The 26,805-nt window shown below is 65.6% G+C and carries 15 protein-coding genes; 5 read left to right on the top strand and 10 right to left on the bottom strand.

What is annotated here, in order from left to right:
- Positions 1 to 167: 167 nt before the first annotated feature.
- From drmC to IEW07_RS10520, 8 genes are all read right to left on the bottom strand, one after another.
- Entirely contained in the window at positions 168 to 941 is a 774-nt protein-coding gene (drmC, locus tag IEW07_RS10555) for a DISARM system phospholipase D-like protein DrmC (protein WP_229741758.1), read from the bottom strand.
- Positions 913 to 2,931 (bottom strand): MrfA Zn-binding domain-containing protein, encoded by a 2,019-nt coding sequence (drmB, locus tag IEW07_RS10550; protein WP_188536984.1) that lies wholly within the window; start codon positions 2,929 to 2,931, stop codon positions 913 to 915. Before drmB ends, drmC begins: the two co-directional genes overlap by 29 nt.
- The gene (gene drmA / locus IEW07_RS10545) at positions 2,928 to 6,641 is read right to left on the bottom strand and encodes a DISARM system helicase DrmA (protein ID WP_188536982.1); all 3,714 of its coding nucleotides are present in this window, start codon (positions 6,639 to 6,641) and stop codon (positions 2,928 to 2,930) included. The genes drmB and drmA overlap by 4 nt, the downstream gene beginning before the upstream one ends.
- Positions 6,638 to 10,687, bottom strand: coding sequence for an Eco57I restriction-modification methylase domain-containing protein (locus IEW07_RS10540; RefSeq protein WP_188536980.1), 4,050 nt, complete (start codon positions 10,685 to 10,687; stop codon positions 6,638 to 6,640). Before IEW07_RS10540 ends, drmA begins: the two co-directional genes overlap by 4 nt.
- Positions 10,687 to 14,034: a DISARM system SNF2-like helicase DrmD gene (drmD, locus tag IEW07_RS10535; RefSeq protein WP_308738227.1), complete on the bottom strand. Its 3,348-nt coding sequence runs from the start codon at positions 14,032 to 14,034 to the stop codon at positions 10,687 to 10,689. Before drmD ends, IEW07_RS10540 begins: the two co-directional genes overlap by 1 nt.
- Positions 14,035 to 14,275: 241 nt before the next feature.
- On the bottom strand, positions 14,276 to 15,436 hold the full coding sequence (locus IEW07_RS10530) for a 5-methylcytosine restriction system specificity protein McrC (RefSeq protein ID WP_188536978.1): 1,161 nt from the start codon (positions 15,434 to 15,436) through the stop codon (positions 14,276 to 14,278).
- Positions 15,433 to 17,208, bottom strand: coding sequence for an McrB family protein (locus tag IEW07_RS10525; RefSeq protein WP_188536976.1), 1,776 nt, complete (start codon positions 17,206 to 17,208; stop codon positions 15,433 to 15,435). The genes IEW07_RS10530 and IEW07_RS10525 overlap by 4 nt, the downstream gene beginning before the upstream one ends.
- Positions 17,209 to 17,432: 224 nt before the next feature.
- Positions 17,433 to 18,479, bottom strand: coding sequence for an NYN domain-containing protein (locus IEW07_RS10520; RefSeq protein WP_188536974.1), 1,047 nt, complete (start codon positions 18,477 to 18,479; stop codon positions 17,433 to 17,435).
- A gap of 1,072 nt (positions 18,480 to 19,551) precedes the next feature.
- On the opposite strand from IEW07_RS10520, the gene IEW07_RS20975 reads away from it, so the two are divergent.
- From IEW07_RS20975 to IEW07_RS10500, 4 genes are all read left to right on the top strand, one after another.
- Entirely contained in the window at positions 19,552 to 20,127 is a 576-nt protein-coding gene (locus IEW07_RS20975) for a matrixin family metalloprotease (protein ID WP_229741755.1), read from the top strand.
- Between the two features lie 516 nt (positions 20,128 to 20,643).
- On the top strand, positions 20,644 to 20,976 hold the full coding sequence (locus tag IEW07_RS10510; RefSeq protein ID WP_188536972.1) for a hypothetical protein: 333 nt from the start codon (positions 20,644 to 20,646) through the stop codon (positions 20,974 to 20,976).
- A 2-nt stretch (positions 20,977 to 20,978) separates the two neighbouring features.
- Positions 20,979 to 22,568: an exonuclease domain-containing protein gene (locus IEW07_RS10505; RefSeq protein ID WP_188536970.1), complete on the top strand. Its 1,590-nt coding sequence runs from the start codon at positions 20,979 to 20,981 to the stop codon at positions 22,566 to 22,568.
- A 291-nt stretch (positions 22,569 to 22,859) separates the two neighbouring features.
- Complete coding sequence (locus IEW07_RS10500) at positions 22,860 to 23,597, top strand: Rv1352/Rv1906c domain-containing protein (protein ID WP_188536968.1); 738 nt, start codon at positions 22,860 to 22,862, stop codon at positions 23,595 to 23,597.
- 141 nt (positions 23,598 to 23,738) lie between these two features.
- Here IEW07_RS10500 and IEW07_RS10495 read toward each other — a convergent pair whose 3' ends face one another.
- Both IEW07_RS10495 and IEW07_RS10490 read right to left on the bottom strand, forming a co-directional pair.
- The gene (locus IEW07_RS10495; protein WP_229741753.1) at positions 23,739 to 24,656 is read right to left on the bottom strand and encodes a nuclease-related domain-containing protein; all 918 of its coding nucleotides are present in this window, start codon (positions 24,654 to 24,656) and stop codon (positions 23,739 to 23,741) included.
- A 60-nt stretch (positions 24,657 to 24,716) separates the two neighbouring features.
- Entirely contained in the window at positions 24,717 to 25,802 is a 1,086-nt protein-coding gene (locus tag IEW07_RS10490; RefSeq protein WP_188536966.1) for a hypothetical protein, read from the bottom strand.
- A gap of 543 nt (positions 25,803 to 26,345) precedes the next feature.
- On the opposite strand from IEW07_RS10490, the gene IEW07_RS10485 reads away from it, so the two are divergent.
- The gene (locus tag IEW07_RS10485; RefSeq protein ID WP_188537149.1) at positions 26,346 to 26,693 is read left to right on the top strand and encodes a PH domain-containing protein; all 348 of its coding nucleotides are present in this window, start codon (positions 26,346 to 26,348) and stop codon (positions 26,691 to 26,693) included.
- Positions 26,694 to 26,805 lie beyond the last annotated feature (112 nt).

Genomic DNA, 26,805 nt, shown 5'->3' with positions numbered 1-26,805 from the left:
GCGAGCCTCACCCTACGGGGTCGCCACGACGGCATGTGTTCTCGACGGAAACGGCGTGGCACGTCCTCGATGAGGCTCCGGGGGCAAACACATCCAGCAGATGTCATGCCGGCTTGCGGGATGGACAGTGGGAAGGTCCTACGATGCCCGTTTCAACCTCTGGCCATTTATGGACCGACACTCGTGGGCCCGACTACCTCGTACAGGGATGTCTCAGCATTCCTCATCTCGTTCTCGATGGCCTCCGCCAAGTTGGCGTTGTCCACGTGCACTCCCAACTCGACGTTGTTCCACTCGGCGCTCTTGGAGAAGTTGGCACTGGTCACCAAGAGAAAGCGGTGATCAATGATCAAGAACTTGGCGTGGTTGCGCACCAGCGTCCCGTCGAATGTTCTCGTACGCAGCACGGTAGCCGGGCGAAGGTGATCCGCCACCTCCTGAGTCGTAGGCGACCACTCATGAGGTTCTGTGTCGGCAGCACCGGTATCGAGATAGACCCGCACGGTGAGCTCCGGGCGCTTGCTAGCGTCCCCCAAGGCCTTCCACAGCACCGATGACCGTTGGAAGTTGAACGTGGAACACATGATGGACGTTCGGGCATTTTCCACCAGCCGAGCCACGGACCCCGTCAACGCGCCGGACTGCGCCAGGTGCCCGGGCATGGTCCACCGGGGTTCCACGGCAGTTGCGGTGGAGCGGGCACCGTGCAGCGCCCGCAGGACCACCACGGTCCGTTCGCGATCCACGCTCCCAAGCCCTGAGCGCCTCAACAAATCACGGGCAACTTCCCGCCGGCCAGGTGCAACAGCGTTCAATGCCATGGTGATAGTGGCACCGGACGCGAGACGATCGGCCACTTCCTTCGCCTCGGTTCCGGTCAGGAAACGCCCAAGGTCAAAGGCCGGCGCGTTCTCAGCCGTCGATATTTCCGAAGAACCCAAGGGTGCTCCCAGGGAGGTTGACGAGGAAGCGTCGGTCCAGGAACCTGTTGCCTCGCTCGCAGGACGTCTCGGATGCCATGGAGCAGCAGTGACAAGAGGCACCGTGCAGAAAGTCCTCAGGATCCGTCGGAGTGCGCATCGCGCAGACAGGGTCCGAGGAGCACCGAGTGGCACGGTACAGCGCTCCCTTCACCACCTGTTCGAGCCGAGCGGGTTCACTGAGCTGCACCAGTCCACCGAGCGTGCCATCGCTGTCCGAGGCGGTGGTGGCAATGAGCACTCCAGCGGCTGGGGGGCGGCCTTCGACACCTTCCCAGGCGTAGAGCCGCTCGGTGAGGCTTGCAGCCGAGTAGCCGCAGGTCATTGCCATCTCACGCAGAAGGACGTGGGCGAGGGTGTGAATCAGCCAGTAGCGCGGCGGCTTGAGGCGCTCGTCCGGGTTGACGTCGGCGGCCGTTTCCGAGAATCGCCGGTTGAAGTTCCGTCGATGGGCGTCACGATGAGCTTCCCACGTGTCGCTCGCATAGATCCGCTTCTCCCATGCCGCGACCTCGTTCTCGTCCAGCTGCAGGAACACGCCCTCACCGCGGTCCTCCGTGGCAACGGTCCATGCCGGCCGTGAGGTACGAGTCAGGGGGACGAGTCGTCGGGGCAGGTCACCCACGCGGTCCATGTCGTCGATGCGGGTGAAGCCGAGGAGGGCGTTGACCTTGCGGAGCCGTTCGACCGCGAGGACCCGCGTGATCTCGGGACGCAGTTGGGGACCACGTTGACGGGTGGACAGGGTAAGCCCGCTGGCGCGGTCCTCGTGCCGATCACCCAGTGGATCCTTCAAGAGATAGTTCCATTCAGGAACGAGCAGATCAACGGGATCCCACGTCTGGATCTTCTCATCCTGTTCCTCGTCCGACGGCAAAGGAGCTAGGGCCTGCGCAACTGCCTCGGCAAGCGACTCATCCGGCACTTCTGCAAGATCCACCTTCTCTTCGGACAGGTCACGGATCATATCCAGCTGCGATTGATACTTGGCGAGCTTGTCACCAAGTGCCAGCCGAAGGCGGTCAGCGAGTTCAACCTCTTTTTCGGTGTTGGACTCAGGCATCACGATGATGGACTGCGTCGCAGCGAACCACAGGTTGGAGGCCCCGACCAGCATGAGTTTGGTCTTGTTCTCGCAACTGGGGGCGAAAGCGTCCAAGTGCGGGTGGCGGCCGCGGCACTGGGGCAATTTGGACGCACCGACCTCGCCCTGCGCTTCATTCATGGGGCGCCGTGCCTGGCACGACTCGCATGCGATAATCGCCGACGCGCCCTTACCGCTGGTCCGGTCCACCATCCTGAGCGCCGGAAATTCCGCTTTAGAACACTTCTGCCCGTGGTGCACCCACGCGTCGTAAGGGAATTCGTCGAGGTGCCCATCGACGCAGGCCAACAAATATCGAGCCGGCACAGCTGTCTGTCGCCGGGCCTTGCGCGGGCCGGAGCCCGGCCGGCCGGTGCACTTGGCGTGCTCAAAGCGCGCTTCATCAGTACGGAAAGGATGCGTGTTCTTGTAGTCGAACCGCGGCAGAGGGGCGAGCATGTCGCACCCGGTGCATCTCAACCATTGAGGAAAGACCCGCGAGGGAACACCCAGATCTTCGCCTTCGTGCGACATGGACATCTTCTTCGGCTGCCACGGGAACGGCCGGAGCTGCACGTCCGGGGACTTGAGCATCATACGGACGACGTCCCGGAGACGGGGAGCGTGAATGATCGGCACTCCGTCCCGTCGCGCCCAGATCCGGTCCCAGTCGTCCAGCCCGGCGGGCATGATCGTGAACTGGGGCAGGTCCATGATCGCACCGGGGCCGTAAGTGTAGATCAGTGAGGAGGGGCGTCCAGAGCCCACCTTGGCGCGGTTGTGCTTGGTCCCCTTTTCGGCTTCCTGTTCGGCATCACCGAGTGGATCGAGCTCCTGCTGGGAGTCGTAGACGAGCTTGGCGGTCACGAGGCGTCCTCTTCTCCGCTCGGCATCTGCCAGACGGGGGTCTTCTCTGTTTCACGGACGAACAGCCGGTCCTTGATGGGGCTGACCAGCAGGTTGATCTCGGGCTGCACCTCGCGCATGGAGTTGGCCACGACGAACGGCGAAGAATCCTTGGACTGATCCTGTGCCCGCACGTTCTCTGCGCTGATGATGAGGGGCCCGGCCTTGCCCTCATCGGTGACGCGCTCATAGACGAGATCCTTGTGTTCTTGGCCCAGGTACTGCCGCCGCTTGATCCACTGGTCGAGTCGGTTCTTCAACCGGTTGCGCGCCGTTTCCGCCGACGTCTCATCCGAGGCCCGCTTCACGCGGGCGGTCAACGCCTCGATGAGCGCGCCGACAGCCTCTCGTTCCGAATCAATCTGCCCGGCGTTTTTCTCCGGGGAGAGCCCACCCTTGCGAGCCGCCTGCAGAACACGAGTCGCACTGACGAGCACGCCGTCGAGTCCACGGTCCATGGACGTCGCGGAGAACGGCGTGACCGACAGGGCCTCCACCTGCGCGTAGAAGGTCTCGTGGTAGTGCCGGAACTGCTCGAAGTGGGCGAGGTCCCGGGGGCGGGCCCAGTTGCCCAGACTCACCACGAGCCCCGGACGGCTCGGATCACGGCCCACGCGGGAGGATGCCTGAATGTACTCCGCGGTGTTCTTCGGCTGGCCCACCATCAGCATGAGCCCGAGCCGGGTGACGTCCACACCGACCTGGAGCATCGACGTCGCCAGGACGACATCGAACGGATTCACGTCGCGCTTGGCCGGCGTCTTGCCGGCCTTGATCTGCTCGGCGCGCTCTTTCCTGCCCTCCGTGGAGTCGAACGCAGGGTCGAAGTCGACTGCCATGTCGTCCAGCGTGGTGGTGATGTCGTCGCTCGACACCCGGGAGGTCAGCTCGGCGAGGTGGAGGTTGCCGTAGTCCGTCCCCCGCCGCCGAGGCAGTGAGGAACAGCGACGTCCTCCGCTCAACAACGTCTGCACGTCGTCGAGCATGTAACGGGCCATGCCGGCGAGCTCACGGGTCGCGTTGAAGTACCCGACCAGCGTCAAATAGGGATCGGCGACTTCTCCCGCACGATCCAGGAGCAACTGGCCCGCAGCCATGAGAATCTCCGCCACGCGGATCTCCGCCGTGGTAAGGCGGACTCCCGTGGTGCTGACCCCGACATATCGGCGCCCGGGATATTCCTCGGAGACCTCTCGCTCGGTGGAGAAGAAGGTGTTCCCCACGTCCAACACTTGAGGGGGGAACACCGTGACATCACGGCCATAGAGAGCCCGCACCTGATCGGCCGCGTTGCGCACGGTTGCCGTGGAAGCCACCACCAGCGGCTGCACTGTAGTGCCGTTGTGATCCCGCCAGGAGCACATGAGGTCGATGCCCACCTCGAAGAGACCCACCGTAGTGCCCAAAGCCCCGGTGATGAGATGAAGTTCGTCCTGAATGATCAAGTCCGGCGGGCGCAGCCGACCGACGGCGCGAACGGCCGCCGGCGGCGCGCCGTCCTGAGACGCAGGATGCTTGTTGCCGTCCTGGATCTCGCAGTGTCGGTAGTCCGTGTGGACGTAACCGTGGCGCTCGCAGTGCTTGCGGACGTACCCGAACAGGGATGCTGCTTCCCCTTCACGGGCCAATCGGGCGAATTTGTCGACGGTGGCGATGAGGAACGAAGGAGTGAGGCGGTAGATCTCTTCATCCACGGTCAGGACGGGAAGTCCTTCTTCGGCCGTACCTCCTTCGGAGAAGGGGCAGTCAGCGAACTCGTCACCGCAGAAGACGTGGACCCTGCGGGTGGCCTTCTCGGGACGAACATTGCTGACGGTGATCCGGGTGCCGCACCACGGGCACCGCTTGAACTGCAGGACGGTCACGCGTCCGCCCTTGTTGTGGTTGGCGTTGGAGACCTGCTTCTCGGCCTCGTCGAACCGCTTGGGGCTGACATCCGTGCCCACCCACAGGCCGATCCGGAAGGGCTCGGCGCCCCAGGTCTCAGGATCGGCGCGGCGGGCCATCTCCGCGGCGCAGACGAGGGCTGTGGCCCGCTGGAACTGCTGGGCGGTGAGCAGCCGCAGGGTGTACCGCATCAGCACAGCGACCCCGGACATCCCGTTTAGCTCGCCGTCCGGCGTCGTGACAATGCCCTGCCGACGGCGCATGGCGAAGGTATAGGCGGCCAGCCCCAAGTAGGCCTCGGTCTTACCGCCACCGGTGGGGAAGAACAGCAACTGCGCTTTCGCCAGATCCCCGGATCGAGCGGTTGCTGCCGGATCAGTAAGCAGGGGCAGCTGCATGAGGATGAAGGCGAGCTGGAACGTGCGCCACGAGTGAGCCAGGGGGCCTCGAGCCAGCACCTTCTGCCGGGCGTCGAAAATCCCAGCACTGGAGTCCGTGGCGCGATCACTGGCGAGCTGGGTCTGGATGCGCTGATCGGCCATGACGATGTTCATGAACCGGAAGCAGCGCAGCGCTTCCTCATTGTTCAGCAGGTGCTCGAGCCCCTCCGCGAGTTGCTTGTGCACCTGCCCGGCCTCTTCGATGAGCTCCTGCGCATCCTCCTGCAGATGAGGAGGCAGATCGGACACGCGATGCCCTTGCTGATCCAGCCACTGTGCGTAGCCCGCGACGATCGGTTCGAGACCCTCCCTGAGTTCATGGACATCGGCCTTGGCGAGCACCGTCATGTCGAGGGTGGCCGCCTCGATCTCCTCGGCTGTGGTTTGCGGAGTCTCGGAGGTGGGCAGCCAGGTGGTCCACACCTTGGTCGCGCGGCGCGACCCTTTGGCGACGTGCCAGTCGACGGAGCACGTCCGTCCGACGGCGAATTCGAGGCGGTCCCTGTACTGGAGATTCAGCCGGCGTAGTTCGGTGTCCCACTCGAACCGGGTGTCCTCCAGGACGTCACGCACCGGCAGGAAGAGATCCTCGCCTCCCGCGTCCACGTAGAGCTTGGTCTGGTACAGCCACGCGTCCACGGGAATCTTCCGCGGCGTCTCGCGGTCGTTGCAGAGCGCTACTTCCACCAGACGCCGCTTGAGTTCGGGGTCTTCATACTGGTCGATGCGTAGCACAACGTCGTCCATGAGCGGGAACGTCGTCGTCTCCCCCGCCTTGAGCTGGGCGACCTCCACGACGACGGGAATGTCCACCGGCGTCCGTTTGTAGCGAGTCGTGCTGGGCTCTTCGCCGGGCATGCTCTTGTAGACGCCCCACGACGCTGTGACTGTGAAGGATGCACAGTCCAACGGGATCTGAAAACGCAAACCCATGGACGCCGGGACCATGAGACCGCGTTTTGGAGGGTCATCGTCCACGTCGTCCTCATCGGCGTCAGCAGTGCTGTCGTCGACTGCCGTCACGGGAACACCACGGCTCTGCGAAGCCGCCACGGCGTCACCCACGTCCGTGGCAGCTTCTTCCGATCCTTCCTCCACAGGATCTACCGATCCGCCGGTCAAGCGCACCGGAGCAATTCGTCCGACAAGGTAGGCGACATCCGGAGGACCGTCGAGGACCTCCTCGTCCCCGCCTGCCGGACCGAGGAGCTCACGCTCTAAGATGTCTGAAAGGTTTTCGCGAGCTGTCCAGGAGCGATTGTCGGGCTCATAGGTGAGCTCGTAGGGAGCACGCTCGGCTCGCACGCTCGGCTGGGCATCCTTGTGGATTATGGAGTTAGTCATGCGTACTGCTCCTCAAGGATTTCCTCGGTCGACGGCAACACATTGCTCTGCTTAGCAGCCCGACGATGATTCTCTTCAAGAAGGCGGTCAAGAATTTCTACACGCGCTGCAGGATCAACTGACCATCGAGTCTTATGCCGATACGCATAAAAACCATGATTTAGCGAAACATCATCCCAGCCATAAGCTCTCATCACCGCCATATCAACCTCCACATGTATATCTCTCAGAAGGGAAATGTCAGAATCAGCCATGCTAGTAATTTCTGGATCATTTATTAGATTGTACAATTTTGTCAACCCAAGTCCACGTCTCAACATAATCGCTCGGCGGTGCACATCCAAGAGGTTGCCGACATGCTCCAGTGCATCGTTGGCAACAGGGCGAGGAAAAGTCTCAAAAACCGTACCTACCCCGTATATTAACCGTGTCTCCAGAGTGGTGCCGTACATTGCTGACCAAAGAGAATGCATCGACGAGGAGAGAGAGGCCAATAAATCTCCAGAATTTGAGGCGAAAACCACCAGGCGATCGCTAAATACAGGCCCTGTGGCTATTTTCAATGGTAGGCCTACGTCACTAACGCGCGTAATCACCAGAACCTCATCAAGCAAAGAGATTGCATTGCGCATGGCGGGTCGAGTCCGAAGGAATTGCCACCATGGCAGGTCCCTAACCGCTTTTGATTTGCCAGAACGCTCGGGTTTTACCGTATGGAAGATCCGCTCATATGGAAGCTTATATTCTCGAGCGACCTCTTCGGTCTTCCCAGTAAAATCAATTACCCAACGTGTGCCTGAACCATTAGGATTTGAGTTCAGATCTTCACCATTCAAGTACGGGAACAAGACTTCTTGATTCCGAGGATCTTCATCAATCCACTGTTGTGCTTCGGGATGGCCAAGCATAAAGCCTTTCCCCAACACGCTACACCCCTGGAAGCCGATTTCCATGTTTTCTTCCAGACGCAGGGGCTGGCCACTGACTCGCCCCGCAGGCTCAAGGAGAGAAGATATGGCCCGAACAATCGACCCTTCAGAAGCACGTTCCGAGCTCGGAGACACCTCTCCGAAAGTTCCCCATACGGCAGCATATTCCAGATTCGCACTTCGAGCAGGCCATCTGCGGCTTTGGATGGAACGGGTTATGGTAAATCCATTTCCAATCATTTGATCCAAACCAACGATACGCGTGACCCCTTGTGCAATGGTGTTTGTTGCGATCATGCCCATGCAGCCATTTATTTTCAACAAGCTTGCGGCGCGGAGGAAAAAATATGCAACCAAATCTGCACTTCCCTTAGCTTCCTTCGCCTGGATATTAACGAGCCAATCACGCATGTTTGTACCCATTGATCCGGTCAACTTTTGCCCACCAAGGAAAGGAGGATTGCCGATTATTGCATTGAATCCTCCATTAGCCATAATGTCGGGCACCGCTAAAATCCAATGCAATGGCTTCCAGCGCTCATAGTCAGTTGTCGCCGTCGGGGTCAGCCCGCGGGCAATGATGGCGTCCAGCATGGATGAGCGAGCCGCCTCGCCCACGACGGGGTATGCGCGCTCCACAGCGATCTGCAAGTTTTTATATGCCTCATTTAGTGCACGGCCAGGCTTACCGCCCAGTTTGAGACCAGCGGCTACTACACCATCGGCGATGCGGCTCAGCGTGGCCGTAAGTTCTTGGTATTCCCGCCATTGGCGCCGCTTTGTAGCCGCCGAGCGTTGGGGATCGGAGTCGTCGATTTCCGTAGCCAGCCGTCGGCGCAAACCCGCGGCTTCGGCGAGGATGCCTGAGACATCGAGATCGAAGAAGCTGACGTTCTGGGACGCGGCCTTTGGGTCGATGTGCAGACGTTCAAGTTGCTTGGCGTCGGTCAGGCCAAGCAACGAATTGCCGTGAAGGACCTTGTCGTCGACAAAGGAGAACGGCAACTTTGGGTCCAAGGACACCAACCACAGCGAGAGCTTGCACATCTCTACGGCCATCTCGTTGATGTCGGCACCGTAGAGACAGCTCGCCACGACCTGTCTCACCGCATGCGTCTCCAAACTTTGGGCGCTCCCTCGCGCGACGCCCTCTCGGTGCCACGCCTCGACGAGGCGCTTTCCGAGGTAGCGAGCAGCGGCCACCAGGAATGCGCCGGATCCACAGGCGATGTCCGCGACCTTGAGGTCGAGGATCTTGTCAGAGGAGATGGGCCTCCACTGGTCCCGCTCAGCGGTCTGGTGCGACCCCGGCGAGTAGACGAGCGGCTCCAGGGCGTGTTCCACGACTTCCTCGGCGAGGGAGCGAGGAGTGTAGTGAGCGCCGGACGTGGAACGGGATGGAGTCTCCACCACCACAAGTCCTCCGGGCGGAATGACCACAGGGCGGCCACGCAGATCGCGGCGAATGATGCCCATCCAGCTCCGTAATCGGGTGCGGAGTCCCTCGTCGGCGCCCGTCACGGTCAGAAGGGCGCGCTCAGCGTCCTCCATGCTGTCGCCCGAGGCCAATGCCTTGGCGAGCCTGGACTGGGTCGGTGCTTTAGCCGCCGGCTGGTTGTCCTTGACCCACTTGAGGATCGACTTGGCGATCACCGTGTCGTCGAGCTCTCCGTCGGAGAGGTCATCCAAGACATCTAGAGGAATCTCCGGCTCCGCTCCGTCGGTCCCCAGCAGTCCGACGACCACTCGGTCGACCTCTCGGCTGGAGTATCCCAACAGGCCCTCGTAGATGTAGCCGATCTGCTCGACGTCGATGTCCCGGAAGGAAATCCGGCGGGCCGGCTCGCCCTTCAGCTCGGTGACCTGCACCGACCGCAGCACCTCAAGCATGACGCGGTCGCTTACCGTGACGGCAAGCGTGCCACGCTCTGTGCGAGCCGTGAGGAAGGGCGTGCGCGCGGCGTCGAAAAGGGAGCCGCCGTAGGAGGGCAGGCGCATGTCCTCAAACGACGCGCCCCGGTACAGCGCCTGGGAGGTGGCGAGGAGCCGGTGCCAGGTGAGGTGGGTGGCATCCAACGATTCGGCGCCCTCGTCACGAGCCCGTTGATCGAGGAGGTCCAGCTGGTCGCTGATGCCGTAGCCCATGGCGAAGAGGCGCCCTTGCGGTAGAAGCCCGCGTTCCTCGGCGAAGAGGAGGAAGACCACGCGCATCATCACGGTGACCGCAGCTTCATACACCTCACCGCGAATCTCAGGCAGAGGGTCCGGATCGCCGCGACGCTTCGTCTCCAGTCCCGCTTCGGAGAACGCCTGTACGAGGAGCTCCACGGCCTTCCGGACCTGGACGCCGAGGGCGTCCGTGATCTCCTCGGCAGCCGCCACGGAAGCTCCGAACAACTCGGTGAGCCGCTCGGCGGGTTTCCCGCCGAGCATCCGCTTGCGCTGTAGCAGCTCGACGAACGCGTTGCGGGTTGCCGGCTCCTCGATCCAGATCTGGGAGTCGACGACGCCGGAGGCGACCATCGTGGATTCTCGGGCGCTGACGATGGCCCACCACCGTCCGTCGGTGACCACCCCGATGCGCACCCCGCTGTGGCGCAGCAGCTCTTCCATTCGGTCGATCGGACTCGCGGCCCATCCGTCGTCGAGGGCCGCGCGGAGGGAGTCGACGGGATCGACCTCGAGAACCAAGGCCCCGACGTTCTCACCATGGACGAGCACCCCCGAGGGGAGGACGGTGACGGTGTGGTTCGGCGAGCGCACTCCCGCGGCAGCATCAGCGACTGCGGGTAGAGCGAGGTCGGTGACGTAACTATTGCCCCAGCCCAGGACGTTCCTGAGCACCGTCTCGACCCATGTCTGCCGCGCCTGGCGGTAAGCATTCAAAACGCTGGTGTCATCGCGATGGGCATCCCACCGTTCCCAGGCTCGTTCGAAAACAGGTTTGATCTGCTTGAGGACGGCGAGCGCGTCGCTGTCCATCGGGGGCATGCCGTATCTCCACACGCTCTTGAGCGCGGGCACGGACAGGAACGGTCCGTCGGTGTCGACGAGCTGGAGCCAGTACCGGTGGCTCTCGGCCCCGTCTCGCGGGCGTCGGTCGATTCGGCGCAGCATCAGCGGGTCACCTTCCCCGCCGCCGCGTCCGCCGGCGTCAGTGCGAACACCACGGCGGCCGCGGAGACGTGCGGTTTGATCTCGGCATAGCGTTCCCGGATGGCGTCCACTTCGCGTTGCTCCTCCTCGGCCAGGCTGGCCAGTCGTTGCTCCATCGCCTGCATGTCCCGTCGTCGTTGATGCTGTTGGTCGTCGGGCAGCAGCGTCTGTTCCTCTTCCTGAATCTCCCGGGCGAGACGCTGCCGGGACTCGGTGAGATTGAGGCGGAAGGCCTGGAAGATCTCCCGGGCGCGTGCAACGTCGGCGTCCCGCCGTTCCTCGAGCGCGGCGGTGACGCGTTGCTGATGGCGCTCAGCGCGGCGCTCCATGGCCGAGCGCAGTCGTTCCCGGAGGTAGGAGTTGTCGGCGTTCCACTGCTCCACGAGGTACTCGCGCACCGGACGATCGGCGAGCGCAAGGTTCTCTGCGTCCAGCGTGTCGTTGAGGAGGTCTTCGACCTTGGCCTCGGCGATGTCCTGACCGCCGATCCGGATACCGGTGAGGAACACCTCCTCGTGGAGGCGGATGCCGCCACGTCCCACGAGGACGAGGCGGGACACCGCCGCCACACAGGACTGCGGAAGGTCGTCGACCACCACGGCGGTGACGCGGTTGACCTGCGAGTCGGTGCTGAACAGCGCCGAGCGCAGCAGGCGCGCCGACTTCTGCATCAGGGCGTGGCCCAGGTGGACGTAGACGAGGTCGTCCCGATCAGCGGCGGCTTGGTCGTCGAAGGTGATCGGACGCCACTGGCCTGGTGTGAGGCGAGTGTCCAGCCCGCGCAGGGCCGTCTGCCAGGAGGGGCCGAGCGCCGGGACCGCGAAGACCTGAGCGTTAGTCCACTCGTTCCCGATCTCCTCGAGCTGGGGCTGGGTGGTCAGCGCGAGGGCGGTGTCCAGCACCCGGCGGGCGTTGCCGGGGGTGAGGTGCATCTCCTCCTTTCGCTCGGCGTAGGACTGGGAGAGCTCCGTGAGCTGTCGGCTGAGGTTCATGCCGCCGGCCAGCGTGCGTGTGATGATGGCGTTGCCGGTGTCCTGCGCCGACTTGGCAGCCTTGCGAGTGCGGCTCGGGCCGGTGAAGTGCTCCTGGACCTCCGCGTCGATGACCTGGTTGGCGGAGCCGAGGTCCTGGGCGACGTTGCCGATCTTCTCGGCAATGCGACGCATGAAGTCCATGTCCGCCGCGTACGTCGTGGACTTCGACGCCGGCGCGAAGTGATAGATCTCGGGCGTGCGCTTCTGGCCGTATCGGTCGACGCGGCCGATGCGCTGCTCGAGCCGGGACGGGTTGAAGGGGATGTCGAAGTTCACCAGGCGGTGGCAGTAGGCCTGGAGGTCGATGCCCTCGCCGGCGGAGTCCGTGGCGACCAGGACGCGCGGAAGCTGTTCGGTGCCTTCGGTGCTGGGGTCGGTGCTGAAGCGGGCACGGATGTCCTCGCGCTCTTCGGCCGGGGTTGAGCCCTGGATGACGGCGAGCACGTCGTCGCTGTAACCCTTCTGCTGCAGCACGCGCACGATCCAGTCCAAGGTGTCGGCGTACTCGGTGAAGACCACGACCCGTTCGTTGGTCCATGTGCCGTCGGGGCGGCAGACGGCGTCGAGGAAGCCGATGAGCTCCTGCAGACGGGAGTCCGGGCGGTGCTCGTAGCTGCTGCCCCAGGCGGTGAGCTCTCGGATCTCCGCAGGAGTTGCGGTGCTGAGAGGGTCCGACTTCTTGCTCTGCCTCAGCGTGTTGAACTCCGGCTGGTCGAACAGGCCCTCTTCCTCGTCGGAGGCCCCACTGCCGAGGACCTCCTCGTAGTAGTCCTCGTCGTCGAGGTCCGACAAGCGTCCGACGGCGGATGCCGTTTCGTAGTGCTGCAGAGTGCGGGCAAAAGCCCACGGGCTGGAAAGGAACCGCTTTTTCAGAAGCATCGCGACGATGTCACCGGAGGACTTCTTCCCGTTAGCCCGTGCGCTGTCCACCAGGATGCGCGCCAGCTTCTCGAACTGTTCCTGCTCGTCCGCGTCGGGGGTGAAGGGAAGCGTCTTGACCTGGCGGGCCTTGAAGTCCTTGTCCTTGATTTCGGACTTGAGGCGCCGGACCGCTACCTCCTTGAGGGCTCGCTCGTCGATGGTGGCCCCGCGGCTGAAGCGCCGGCTGTCGATCATCTCCAGCAGGGCGGTGAAGGACTCTGGGTGTCCGTTGTGCGGTGTGGCGCTGAGGAAGAGGCGGTGCTCGCACTTCTCGGCCAGCGCTCGCACTGCGCGCGTGCGATCGCTGTCGACGGCGTAACCGCGGCTGCCGGGAGCGGCACTCGGGCTGGCCGGGGCGACGTGGTGTGCCTCGTCGACCACGAGGATGTCGAACGCGAAACGGCGAGCGCTGTTGGCGTCGCGCACCTGGGCGTAGGCGTCGCGGAGGAGCCGTTGCGCCCGGAGGCCGGGGAGCCAGGCCATGCTGACGATCACCCGGGGGAACAGGTTGAACGGGTTGGCGTTGAGGCCGTGCGTCCGGCGGACTTCGGCCATGAGGTCGCTGTTGACGATGACGAAGTCCAGGCCGAACTTGTCCCGCATCTCGTCCTGCCACTTCAGCGACAGGCTGGGCGGGCAGACGATGACCACGGACCTGGCCCGGTGGCGCAGCAGCAGTTCCTGGATCACCAGGCCCGCCTCGATGGTCTTGCCCAGACCGACGTCATCGGCGAGCAGCAGATTGGTGCGGGGGGCCTGGAGCGCTCGGCGGAGCGGCTCCAGCTGGTAGGCCTCGACGGTCGCGCCGGAGCGGAAGGGGGACTGGTAGGCCTTGGCGTCGGCGGAGGTGACGGCGCCCCACCGCACGGCGTCCACGAAGGCAGCCAGCGTGTTGGGGTCGTCGAAGCCTTCCGGCGTGATGGTATCGGGGAGCCCTTGGTCCGGAGCGACGGTGTGACCGACTTCGAGCTCCCACACGACGTCGAGCTCTTCGCCGAGACGGTCCTCGTCGAGGGACTGCAGCGAGACGACATGCTCCATCCGCGCCGCGGACTCGTCCGCGGGACTGCGTCCGAGCCCCTGCGTCTGGACGTCCGCGACGGCCCATCGCGAGCCGCGCACCTCGACCACCTGACCCGGCTCAGGGACAGGCGGGAGCCCGTTCCCAAGGTGCGCTTCGGTTTCTTCCTGCGCTGCGATGACGCTTTCCGCTACGGCACTCATCGGCCGCCCCGCTCTCCCTCGTCCGCGCGACGTGCAGAACGTCGCGGGGAGGCGCGCGGGCCCGTCCGGCAAGCTGCGTTCGTCGCGGGGACCGCGAGGGGGAGAACGCAGTTGGATCGCTCGGTCCACGACGTAGTCTCATGCTATGGCAAATACATGAAAATGGATCTTTAAGTTGCCCAGAGACCTCGTAGAGCGCAGACACGGCGTAAACATTGAGACGTAACCCCCATCGGGCTGCGGCTCATCAACGATTCGAGGGTCCCCTTCTCATTGGCAGACCGCGAACGTTGCACTCAGGACTCAAGGACTCAGACTCTCGTCCCCTCCCTCAGGGACAGCTGGGGTGCGAGAGCTGCGCAACCCGTAGTCAGCTCGAAGAAGCAGTCACGGACAACAACCGTTTCTGAATGGCCATCGCCGGTGCTGCCAGGTCGACCGTGAGAACACGGAAGACGTGCCCGTGCATCTCAGTCGTCACGTCCAGCGCCGGCGCCTGCTCCGTCGCCGGGTAGAGCAGGACCCCCTCGGTCCGGACGTCGCCACCCACAAGCTGCTCCTGGCTCCGGACGTACGTGTACAGCTGGTAGAGGTGCTCCGAGCGCAGCCCGCCACCGCGGTGACCGAACTGCTTCGAGAAGGCGGTCGTGAACTTGGTGTCGAGCACGATCCTCCGTCGGCTTTGTCGGTGTTCCAGCACAACGTCCGCCTCCATCACCGGCAGCAGTTGCCCCATGGAACTCGTCGACGAAGAGGGCCAACGGAGCTGCTGCTTGCCCACGGACCAGCCCTCCGGGCGGAGGTGCACTGCGAGGAACCGTCGCACGGCCTCCTCGAACAACCGGCGGAGGCCATGCTCCGACCAGTCGAGTCCTCGAATCGCCGTGCGGCCGGTCGCGTGGCTGGGCAGAGCCAGCTCGAGCAGGAGCTGAGCAGCGGCGACCATCCTGCGGTCGTCGCGGTCGAAATGGCTGTAGGTCTGTGTCCGCGGCGTCAGCGGATCCGGACGTCCCGCGGTGACGCCGAGCCGCTGCATGTCGGCCGCCGCAGCACGGCAGTCATGTGCCAGCGATGAGTCCCGGAACGGCTGGGCGGAACGGGGAACCCCCGTGCCGCCGAGCCACCGTGCGGCGGTCAGGAGCGCGGCGCAGACATAGCGGTTGCGCGGGGTATCGACCGTCAGCTCCTCGAAGTCGCACGCGACACGTCCTCGTTCGAGCAGCATGCCCCGCGCGGTGGTGATCTGGTCCACCCGGTCCCGCACGTGCGTGAGCACCTCGTGCCGAGCGACATATCCGGGAGTCAGCCCGCGTCGCAGTCGGCTTCTAACCTCGGCGAGCAGGATCCGCGCGGCCAGATCCGCGAGCGCAGTCGGGTTGCTCTCTCCCTGCACCCGCTCGGACGTCGACAGGTGCTCGTACAGCTCCGCCGCGTACAGGTAGAGCAGCCAGAGGTTCCGGATCGGAATCCGGGTCGAGCCCTCGCCGACGACGACGCCGACGGCGCCGTCGTCCGGCTCGCTCATCGTCATGCCCGGACGGCGAGCAGCCGGTCCGCTGCCGCGGCCGCGCGTTCGGGGTCGTCGAACCAGTACTCGTGCAGGAGCGGACGAATGGAGGTCTCCACCTGTTCGCGATACCACCCGGGGGCGTCGTCGACGACGTCGACGGGTGTCACGAAGCTGTGCCCGATCACAAAGTTGCCGCCCAACGAGGGATCCGTGCGGATCTGCTCGTTCAGCTCGTCGATGCCGGCCTTCACCGCCCGGACGAACCTCCCCGCGTCCACTCCCCGGCTCCTGATGCGGGAGGTCGTCCACTGCATCCACGCCTCGTTGAGCTGAGGTTCGAGCGTGATGAAGGAGAAGCGCCGGCGCAGTGCCAGGTCAACCAGCGCCAGCGATCGGTCGGCGATGTTCATCGTGCCCACCACGTGCAGGTTCGGCGGCAGCCACACGCCGCCCTCGTCGTCGTTCTTCTGGACGTAGGTGAGGTTCATGGCGTGCTCCTCGGAGCGCTTGGACGCCTCGATGAGCGTGAGCATCTCGCCGAGGGAACGGGCAGGATTGCCCCGGTTGATCTCCTCAATCACCATTACGTGATCGACTTCGGGTGTCTCCTGCGCCCGCTCGGCCAGGCGCAGGAACGGCCCGTCGGTCAGCACCAGCCCCGCCGCTCCGTCGTCGGTCGCCTGCGGGCGATATCCCCGGATGAAGTCCTCGTAGGAGGTGTTGGGGTGGAACTGCACCACCCGGACGGTGTTCGCACGTCGTTCGCCGGCGAGGATCCACCCGAGCCGTTGAGCCAGCCAGGTCTTTCCCGTTCCCGGGGCTCCTTGCAGGATGACGTTCTTCTTGTGCCGCAGAGTGTGGAGCACGGCCGTGATCTCCGCCTGTGGCAGGAAGCACCCGTCCGCGATGAGGTGGTCCACCCCGTAGGCCGCATCGTCGTCCGGATGGGGGTCGTCCTCCTCGGTCATCGCAGGGGCAGTCGGGAACTGCTCCGACGGAAGATCAGCGTCTGTGTCCACGGAGTCCTTCTTCCCTTCGGTGTCATGGGACATCTCCGCGATGCTGCGATGTTTCGCGGTGGGACTTAACAGATACTCCTGCACCCGACGGAGCAGACTGATGTACGCCTCCACGGCATCGTCGCTCGTGGGTGGAGGGGTCTCGAATCCGAACAGCTCTCGCACGAAAGCCCGGTGTTTCTGCCCGAGGGGGAAGAAGACGTTGGGGCGGACGTAGAACAGGCCCACGGCGGCCCTCCAGCCGAGGTCAGTTCGCTGCAGGACCGAGGCCAAGGCCGTTCGGAACTCCGCCTCGAGGTCAGGGTCGTCGAAGCGGTCGGCCCATGCGCACCCGGCGATGAACAGGCGCCAGATCCGGTCGACCTCGTCCGTCCGCTTCGACGCGTAGTGGAACCACCATGCCTGCTTCAAACGGGTCACCGTCGCTCCGACGAAGCTCGACGGCACAGGAGCATCCAGACCAAGATGCTCGGCGGCGAGTCCGGCGAACCGGGAACGGCGCGCTGGGCGCCCGTCCTGGCTGAACAACCACATGAACGTGAACGGGCACATGTCCTGCACCGGCCCCTCGTGGCCGTCAGGGAACACGTCCGGGTACACCTTGGATCCCACATCTGCCCGTACGCCGTCGAAAGCCCTGGCCAGCCCGGGTCGGTCGTTCCGATAGTCGAGCAGGCGGGTGGCCACGGCCTCGTAGAACGGGATCCAGTGGAAGGGAGCATCCTGCGACACCATAGGACGGCCGGCAGTCTCTATGCCAGTCACGTCCGTCATCGCCCCTCCGACTCCCGGTCCACCACGTAGACCTCCCGCATCGGCTTGCGGGAGCGCCACTTCTGGGGCAGGTCCTTGTAGATGTCCCGCATCGTGACCATGTCGATCACCGTTCTCCTTCTATGTCGAGGGCAGGCATTGCTGGTACGAAGATCAGATGGCGCCCGCACTGGGTCACGCGGACCGCCGGACAGGCATCCGCTGCGAACGCCGGCGGTGCCCCGTTATCTGACCCGAGCCGGGGAGCTGACCTCTTCGACCGCTCTCCAGAATTGAGCCCGCAGGTCCACCTTCAGGTCGTAGCTGAGCACATGGTTCGCGTCCCCGCTCTTGGTGGTGAGGTCCTGGAGCAAGGACCGGTCCACGTCCTGCGGGATGGACGGTTTGCCCCGGAGCGCCTGCTGCAGCTCCGCCTGGGTGATGGAGCCGAGCCAGCCCTTGGCCACGGTGCGCGCCACGTCCGGGATGTACTCCGCCAGTTCCTGGTCCACCGCGAGGTCCCCGTAGTAGTACCCGGTGCCGCCCGAGCCGGTGCTGTACACCGTGCGGCTCGAGCTCGATGCCAGGAAGGGAGCAGAGCCGTTGAACATCGCCGGCGACGGAACCGGGCCCCGCCTGTCCGCGGCTGGTACAGGCGCGGGGGCAGGGGTGGGGCACACCGGTGTAACCGGTGCGATCTGCGAGACCTTGCTGGGCCTGATGGCATCGCGGAGCAGCTCGGGCTTGATGGCGGTGCAGGTGTCCACGATCTTGACGAGGTTGTAGGCCGTGGCCCGTACCGTCAATCGGGAGGTGTCGTCGGGGACGTTGAACAGGTGGACGCGGAGACCGTACTCCTGGGCCATCTCCACCGCCTCGGAGATGTCGTCGTCCCCGGAGATGAGATACACGTCAGTGACAGCCTTCTGCAGGGCCAGGTTGACCATGTCCAGACCGATGCGCAGATCCACGCCCTTCTGCTGCCCCTCGGAGTTCATCCTGCCCAGACGCAGCTTCACGTCGTCGATGAAAGGCAGGAGATCGTGCTCCCGGTTGCGCTTGGCTGTCCGCTCGACATCGGTGGCGTCGTACCAGAACAGGCGGAGCAGTTCGGAGGAACAGGCTCGCTCGGAAACGCCCTCCTTGAGGTGCTGGATGAGCTTGTCCCAGTCCACCTGGATGGACCGTCGCAACGAGGTGCCCTGGATCATGTGAGCAGAAGCGGCAAGGAGGTATCCGGCGTCCACCAGGATGGCATGTCGGCGTGGGACACCGGTGAGGGTGAGTGTCATGGCTTCCTAGTCGGACGATGAGAAGAGTGGTGTGTAGACCTCAAACCATGAGGTGTAGTCAGTTGCACGGGGGTGGGTACCGTTCAACTGATGAGCCGGCCTTTTCCGCGGTCACTGACGGCAAGGCAGTCACAGCTGTCTCCGTCGGGACGGAGGGATGTCGGATGCTCCTGGGCCAAGGGCCGCCCGGCCCGCAACCCCCTTGTTTGCGATCGTACAGATTCCTTGCGGCTACTTCATCTGAACCACTGTCCCCATATATGCGGATGCATATTCCTGCTCTGAGGCAGCACAATGGGGTCAACGCACATGTGTGTCTGCACCGCTCCTCGCAGACAGCAAGGCGTAAGGTCGCGGCTCCTGACGAGGAGCGCTGGCCGACCGCTGGAACCTGACGAGGTTTCCGGCTCTCGCGGGGCCCGGCACCGCTTCCCACTCTGTGGTGGGGCGGGGGCGGCTCTCCAGGTGTGGTGTCTGGAGAGAAGTTCCGGGCCCCGCGAGCCTTCTTCGCCTCAGCTTTTTCGTGCGGTCGGCTCCGGTCGTTACGGCGACCGGCCCTGGGAAGCCGGCGTCACGACACCCCCCCCATTGCCGCACCAGTTCAGTACGGAAATCAGAGAACATGCACCCATCCAGTGACACCACGCCCAGTGGGCCTTTTTCGCCCCGCCGCGACGAGAACCCCGGCACCTCCATGCACCTCAAGAGTTCCCCGAGCGGACGCGTTCCGCAGTGGGTCGTGGAAGAGGCCCTGGAACAGCAGCGGCACGCTCGGCTGGATCCGTGGCGGCAACGGCGGGAGCAGCGGCGCGCCGCACGGGTCACTCGGAAGACCGCCCGCCGGTGGGCAAAGGCCTCGAAGCGTCGCAACAGGGTGTGGCGGGCGTCCCCCGCGATCGGGATAGGCCTGCTGGCGGTGCTGTGGTTCGGCCCCACCATTTTCAATCAGTACGCCTTGCCCGCCATCAGCCCATATCTCCCGAACGCCTCGGCGCCCCCGCCCCGGCTGACCGCCTCCCGGGATCCGCTCGGCGTTCCTCCGGCCGTCGCGGACACAGGCGGCTACCGTTTCATGGACTCGCCGGACCCGGACCAGGAGATGGTCGCCTACGATCCCTGCCGCCCGGTCCGCGTCGTCGTGCGCCCCGACAACGCTCCCCCGGGCGGCCAGCAGCTCATCGACGAGGCCATCGCCGAGGTCTCGGCGGCGACGGGCCTGCAGATCGTCGACGCCGGGACCACCACCGAAGCCCCCTCGAACCGGCGCGAGCCGTACCAGCCCGACCGCTACGGCCGTCAGTGGGCGCCAGTCCTCATCGCCTGGTCCGACGCCGCCGAGCACCCCGACCTGGCCGGGGACGTGGCGGGGCTGGGCGGCAGCACGGCGCGGCAGGTGGACGGCCGGCCTTTCGTCTACGTGACCGGCCAGGTGGTCCTCGACGCCCCGTCCCTGACTGCGATGATGGAGAGCCCGGACCACGTGCGCGCGGTGATCATGCACGAACTGGCGCACGTGCTCGGCCTGACCCACATCGACGACCCCAGCCAGCTGATGTACGGGGACAACCTGGGCTTGACCGACTTCGCCGCCGGCGACCGTGCCGGCCTGGCCAGACTCGGCGCCGGGACGTGCGTGCCTCGACTCTGAGGCGCCGGGACCTAGGCTTGGGCGCCGCCTCCCGGGACGGCAGCGTGGTGACCGACGAACAACGACGACGCCCGGGGCGGCAGCGGCCCCGCGCCGTCATGACTCCTCGAATCTCCACGCAGAGGGATATATTTACAGGTGCAATTACTTCTCCCCCTCGTGAATGGCGCCATGAAGTTCAATACACCTCCCCGCTGGCCGCAACCCCCCGCGGACTGGACCCCGCCTCCCGGATGGTCCCCCGATCCCTCCTGGCCTCCCGCACCCGAGGACTGGCAGTTCTGGATCGAGGACGATCCCGCGACTGCCTCCCCGGCTGCCGCCCCGAGGAACACGAAGAAAAGAACGTCCTTGCCGACGCGGCTGAGGAAGGCCTGGTCGTATGCGGCGTCCTCGGACAGCCGCCACTGGATCTTCGGGGGGACCGGGCTGGCCGCCGGACTGCTTCTGGGAGTCGTGGTGGGCGCCGTCGCGTCGTCGCCCACCACGCCGAGCGCTGCGGGTTCCAGCACTGCCGTGGATTCCAGCACTGCCGACGTGGACTTCGGCTCCACCGACATCGAGACCGCAGTCGAAGACTGCGGACTGACGGACGTGGCCGGCATCTCGGTCGGCGACGAGGGACACAGCGTCACGATCCAGACCACCGGCGACGAGAACAGCTACGGCGCAGTGGTCTTCGAGATGGTGTGCGTGCTCCAAGGACTGGAGGCCTCGGACAGCGTCATCTCGCGCATGGACAACACCCGCGCCCTCGACGGGCGGCAGACCGGCACCTGGGGCGACTTCGAGGCGTCCTGGGGCTACCACCCCGACGACGGGCTCAACCTCGTCATCGAGGAGATGTAGCCGTGCCGGAGCTGGACTTCGTCGCCGTCGACTTCGAGACGGCCAACAGCGCGAGAGAGTCGGCGTGCGCCGTGGGCGTGACCGTCGTTCGGGACGGCCAGGTGCAGTCCTCGGACTCCTGGTTGATCAAACCGCCGCCGCCGGCGGACCACTTCGACCGGGTCAACACCGCGATCCACGGCATCACCCGGGAGCAGTGCATGATGGACGGCCTTTCCTGGCCGGAGACCTCACAGCGCCTGAGCCGGCTCTGCGCCGATCTGCCCGTCGTCGCGCACAATGCGTCCTTCGACGAATCCGTGTGGAGGGCCGCCAACCGGGCCTCCGGTGTGGAAGCGCCCCTTCCGCGGTTCCACTGCACGCTCCAGCTGTCGCGAGGCCACCTGGACCTGGTGGACCACAAGCTCCCCACAGTGGTGAGCCATCTCGGCCTGGACGACTTCCCGCACCACCGTGCCGAGGCCGATGCCCTGGCCGCGGCACAGGTGACCGTGGAACTGGCACGCCGCACCGGGGCGTCCTCCGTGGAAGAACTCTGGCGCAGCGCACCGCAGCGCTCCACCCGCGGGTCCTCCTCCCTGCGAACCACGACTCCCCGGCGCGTCCCCGAGTCGGTGTTCCGGACCCATGTGGACCGGCCGGTCGCCGGCCCGTCGCTCGCCGATCCGACCGCCCCCGCCCCGACCGTCCTGGAGGGCGAGGTCGTGCTGATCACCGGAGAGCTGACCTTCGGTGCCCGCGAAGGGATCCAGGAGCGGCTGCGCCAGGCGGGCGCAGCCGTCGCGCAGAGCCTCACGAAGAAGGTCACGTGCCTGGTGATCGGCGCCGGGGCCGACGTCCGGAACCCACCGCTGACGGGGGCCACCGGCAAGGAGCAGAAGGCTGCCGAGCGCATTCGGGAAGGCCAGCGCATCGCCGTGATCGGGGAACCGGAGCTGCGGGAACTTCTCGAGCAGGCAGAAGGAGGATCGGCCGTCAGGAACGACGCCGAACGACCCGCCGCCCTCGACGACGTGACGGCTTTCGACTCCAGCCTCCCGGAACCGCCTAATGACACCCGGGGGGCGACCTCCGCCCCGGAGCCGGCCGGCACTCAGGATCTGCGCTCCGACATCGGATCGCGTGGTGATGCGCAGACCGTCGGGAGCGACGCGGCCCCGGACCGGACGGCACCGCTCGCGGCACCGCCCCGGACGGCATCCGCGGAATCGGCCCACCAGCCGTATGCCGCACCACCCCGACAGCCGTGGGACCCCCCGCTGTCCGTTCGCCCGCGACAGCCGTGGGATCCTCCGCTCCCTGGTGCGATGCCTCCGGCGAGACCGAGACGCCGCTGGGCGTTCCACGTGGTGATGTGGTCGATCATGCTCTTCCTGGTCGTGGGCATGTTCGTCGTCGGCCTGCTCCTCAGCCTGGCCGGGGCACCGGAGTCCGTCTGGGCCGCCGTCGTCGGGATCTCATGGCTGACCGCGCCGCTCGTGTTCCTCGTCTGGCTGGTCGGAACCGTCGTTCGGCTGGTGAGAGGCCGTCATGGACGGTCCACCGCCGGAGGGACAAAAAGGGCTCCTCGCGAGTTTTCCTGGACCCGCTGACCTCCTCCTTCCACACCACCGCCAACGCCTCTGGACCGCGCACATGCGGTCCATGAGGGCCGGCACGAGCCCGCTTCCGTTGGCGAGTTACGTTTACATCTGCAATATCCATTCGATCCCCTGGATGTCACCATGCGCTTCAATGCTCCCCCCAATTGGCCGCTGCCCCCCGCCGGCTGGACCCCTTCCCCCGAATGGTCGCCCGATCCTGCCTGGGGTCCCGCCCCCGATGGATGGCAGTTCTGGGTCGACGACAGCGGCTCCACCGTGCCCGGGCCCTCGACACAGCCGATGGATGCCGCAGCTCTCGGGCCGGAGGTGGAGGAGAGCACCGGCTCCGGCCGCAGCACTCGCGGAGCCAGCCCGGTGCTCGCGGGAGCGTGGTCCCGCGTCAAGGCCCCCTTCACGAAGGAGCGACCTGCCGACGACGCCGAGCCGTCCGGCCAGGAGCCCAGCAAGAGCAGGACCAAACTGATCGTTGCGGCTGTGGGGGCCGTCGCGCTCCTGGCCGGCGGCATCGGCATCGGAGCCGCAGCCTCGGATCCCACCGCGAGCGATGAATTCGTTGCCCTGGCCTCCACCAAGGCGGACGTCGAGTCCGACTACGAGGCGCTCCAGGCCGACTACGACGCGATGTCCTCCGGTCTGGAGGACCGCGAGGCCGCCCTCCAGGAGCGCGAGGACGCCGTGAAGGAAGCCGAGGGCGCGCTGAAGGAGCGCGAGGACGGCATCAAGGAGGCCGAGGGCGCCGTGAAGAAGCGGGAGGAGGCCGTCTCCGGGGCTGAGCAGAAGAAGGCGGAGAACACCATCCAGGAGGGCACGTGGACCGTCGGCGTGGACATCGCACCGGGTACGTACCGTTCCACGGGTGACGTGGGCTCCCGTTGCTACTGGGCCATCCTCGCGAGCGGCACCAACGGGGACGACATCATCGCCAACGACATCCCGGGCGGGGGCCGGCCGTCCGTGACGCTTTCCGAGGGACAGGACTTCGAGACCGCGCGTTGCGGCACCTGGCAGCTGCAGTGATCTGACGCCTGCTGACAGCTACCATCCGATACGCGCAGACGGCCTCCGCCACCAGGGCGGGGGCCGTCTACGCGTGCGCCGTCCAGCGACTGTGCGCTCGTGCCGGCCATTCGACATTTCCCCAGGCATCGAGCAGCCGGCTCAGGGCCTGAGGCCGTCGAGGAAGAAGTCGAGCAGGAACACACCCACATAGATCAACAAGCACGCGTACGCGAGTCGCGCGGCGACGTGCACGCTCCGTCTGACCCGGGCCCATGCCCTGCGCCGTCGTCGGGCCGCACGGACACGCGCATGCAGAGCTCCGAAACGGCCGTGCAGTGCCACAGGATCCTCGCGTGCTGGTGGGTCGGCGTGCCAGGTGGCCGGTTGAGCGGCCACCGCGGCAATTCTGCTGACCTGCTCAGAGGTGAGCACCGGCGGGCGACGACGCAGCCAGCGCAGCAGCTTTCGCTCGGTGATCACGGTGACCCCGGCCGGTTTTTCCTTGACCGCCAGGTTCTCGGGCTCGACCAGGACGAGCACTCCGGTGACAGGCACCGCCTCCCCCACCGCAGCAGTGAGCAGGTCCTGCGCGCGGGCCGCTTCGTGGAAGGCCTTGGGAATGTGGAACTGCTTCTGCCCGGACACCATCAGCGTGCGCCCAGCCACCCAGACCGATTGGCCGGAGTGGTTCTTGGTGTTGAGCGTGAACACCCCGCCCGGACCGATCACCACGTGGTCGATGTCCGATGCCCCGGCACCGACCGGAACCGCGTGCAGCACCGTCCACTCCGGTCCCAGGCGGGACAGGATCGACCCGACTGCGATCTCGCCCAGCGCGCCCTGGTACCAGGACCGGGTCTGATCGGTGAGGGGACTGGTGCCCACGAAACGGTCCCACCACGAGCGGGCAGGCCCCTCCCCGTGGAGAGCGAACAGCTGCTCCATGACCGCCTGCCCGGGAATCCGCTCGATCAGCGAGGCGGGACGAGGCCGGTCAGCGGCTGACGAGCTGTCGATCACTCTCGGCACTGCCGGCATTGGCGGCGCCGGTTCAACGGACGGATCGAGGAAGGTCATGGTCGGATCCTTCGAGGTGAGGGAAAAGAAGCATGCATGGGTGTTCGCTCCGCCTGCGCTCTACATCCGGGCATAGGCCACGAACGACCCGCCCTGCGTGCGGGAGCACGTCCAGGAGGGCACCGTGGCCCCGCCCCGCTCGGCCGGCGCACGGGTGCACGCGGTGTCGTCGACGACCTGGGCGTCCTCGTCGGCCGGCGTGCCCTTGCCCTCGAGGAACGGCTGGAGCATGCCCTTGGCCTCCGGGCAGGTGAGACCGTCGACCTCGGTGAACTCGTAGTTCACCCCCACGCAGTCGACCGCGGCATCGTCGACGTCCGGAACCACGTCCTCGACGGACTCACGGTCGGTGTCCTCCTGGACATCCAGGAGCGGGTGATCCCACGTCACGACGATCGGATCCAGATTGAATCGGACGTCCGGAGTCCCTCGGGGCCCGCACACGTACATCGGATCATGGAACTCCGTGGGATCGGTGCCCCTGGTCTCGCACAGGTGCTCGTTCGTGGCGACCGTGTACGCGTCCTTGGCGCTCGCCCTCTCGCGCAGCTCGCCGATGATCCAGGTCGCCTCGTCGCAGTCCAGGCCTCGCAGTTCGGTGTAGACGTAGTTGCCGTCCTGGCAGACGGTCCCGGTGACGGAGGGATCCATGGTGAGGCTCGCAAGCATCGCCAGCACGGACCGGCCTTCGGCCGACGCCGTGTACGCGGCCATCTCCCGGTCGACTTCCTCCTCGGAGAGCATGGTGGAACCGTTACCGATGTGCCGGATCCCGCTGAAGGTCAGGAAGGAGGCATCCGCGGCCCTGATCCATCCGTAGTTCGCCGCCGGGTCGCCGCCGTCGGCGAGTCCGAAGGCGATCGCCTCGCCGCCGATGCTCTGACCGGGGACCAGCCCGACCACAGCCGAGACGTTCCGACCCAGAGGATCAGCGACCCCTGGCACATCGACCGATGCATAGGTGGTGTTCGGGTAGACCGGGCTGGCGAGCGGGCCGGCCGGCCTCCCGACCCCGAGCCCGGCCACCGCCTGGCCATCGCCGCGGCGGACCACATACTCGCCGTCCTGGGACGGGTCCTCGGCCACAGTCCAGTCAGCGGGGTGCTGGAAGCTGTAGGCGCCGTCCGGGGTGGTAAATGTTCTCACCGCTGCCGGCTGGGCTGCGTCCGCCACTTCAGGTGCGGCCACCGGCTCGGGAGCGGGCGAGTCCGACGACGACGCAGGCCCCGTCGTGGCCGGTGCGGTCGCCGCAGGAGCGCTGTTCTGCGGCGTCTCGACGGCGACCTCCACACTCGTGCAGCCGGCAAGGAGGAGCGGAGCGGCCAGCGCCAGTGCCCACAGCCGGACGGCCGGGCGAGGGAACGGTGCTGCCTTCGGGGCAGGACGGCGCATGAGGAAACCTACTTCTGGTTGATCATCGGACGTGCCGCGGGGGAAGGGTGCGACATGGAGACTGCAGACGGTGGATGGCCGGCGGCCGAGAATCGACACGTCTTTTGCTGGGAGCTGTGGGGGGACGTCACTCGGGGACTTTTTCCGGAGCACCGGAGGCGACAATCAGAGCCTATGCGTTCGCATTTACTAGCGTGAAGAGCCAGTTGTGGTGACAGATCTTCACCGGAGATCTTCCACCTCACCCATGCCTCACCTCAAGGAGTTCCCGTGGAAGCAGCAGCAGTCGCCCAGTGGATGTTCATCGCCGAGTGCCCCATCCCCCACGACGTCGCCGAGATGATGGTCCCGGGCGAGCAGCCGGTGGCCGCGTACAAAACCTTCCGCGACAGCGCCGTTTTCACAACCAGGCGGCTGATCGTCCGAGACGCCCAGGGGCTGACCGGCCGGAAGGTCGAGGTGTACTCGCTGCCGTACTCGGCCATCAACATGTGGTCCTCGGAGAACGCCGGCACCTTCGACGTCGACGGCGAGCTCGAGCTCTGGACCCGCGCCGGCTACATCAAGGTCCGCGTGGGCAAGAAGGTCGACGTCCGGCGGCTGGACATGCTGATCGCCCACTCCGTGCTCGGCGCCCAGCGCTGAGCGTCACTGTCCCTACTCGTGGGGACAGCTCGCGTGCCATTCTTTAGTGGCGTCCCCTAGCGTGGTGTACACCCGGCCCTGAGGGCGTGGCGTTCCGAACGTGAGGCGGCCA

The sequence above is a fragment of the Kocuria dechangensis genome, assembly GCF_014636775.1.
Classification (GTDB): domain Bacteria; phylum Actinomycetota; class Actinomycetes; order Actinomycetales; family Micrococcaceae; genus Kocuria; species Kocuria dechangensis.
Note: the sequence above shows the minus strand (reverse complement) of the source record. Positions and strands in the feature narration are given on the sequence as shown.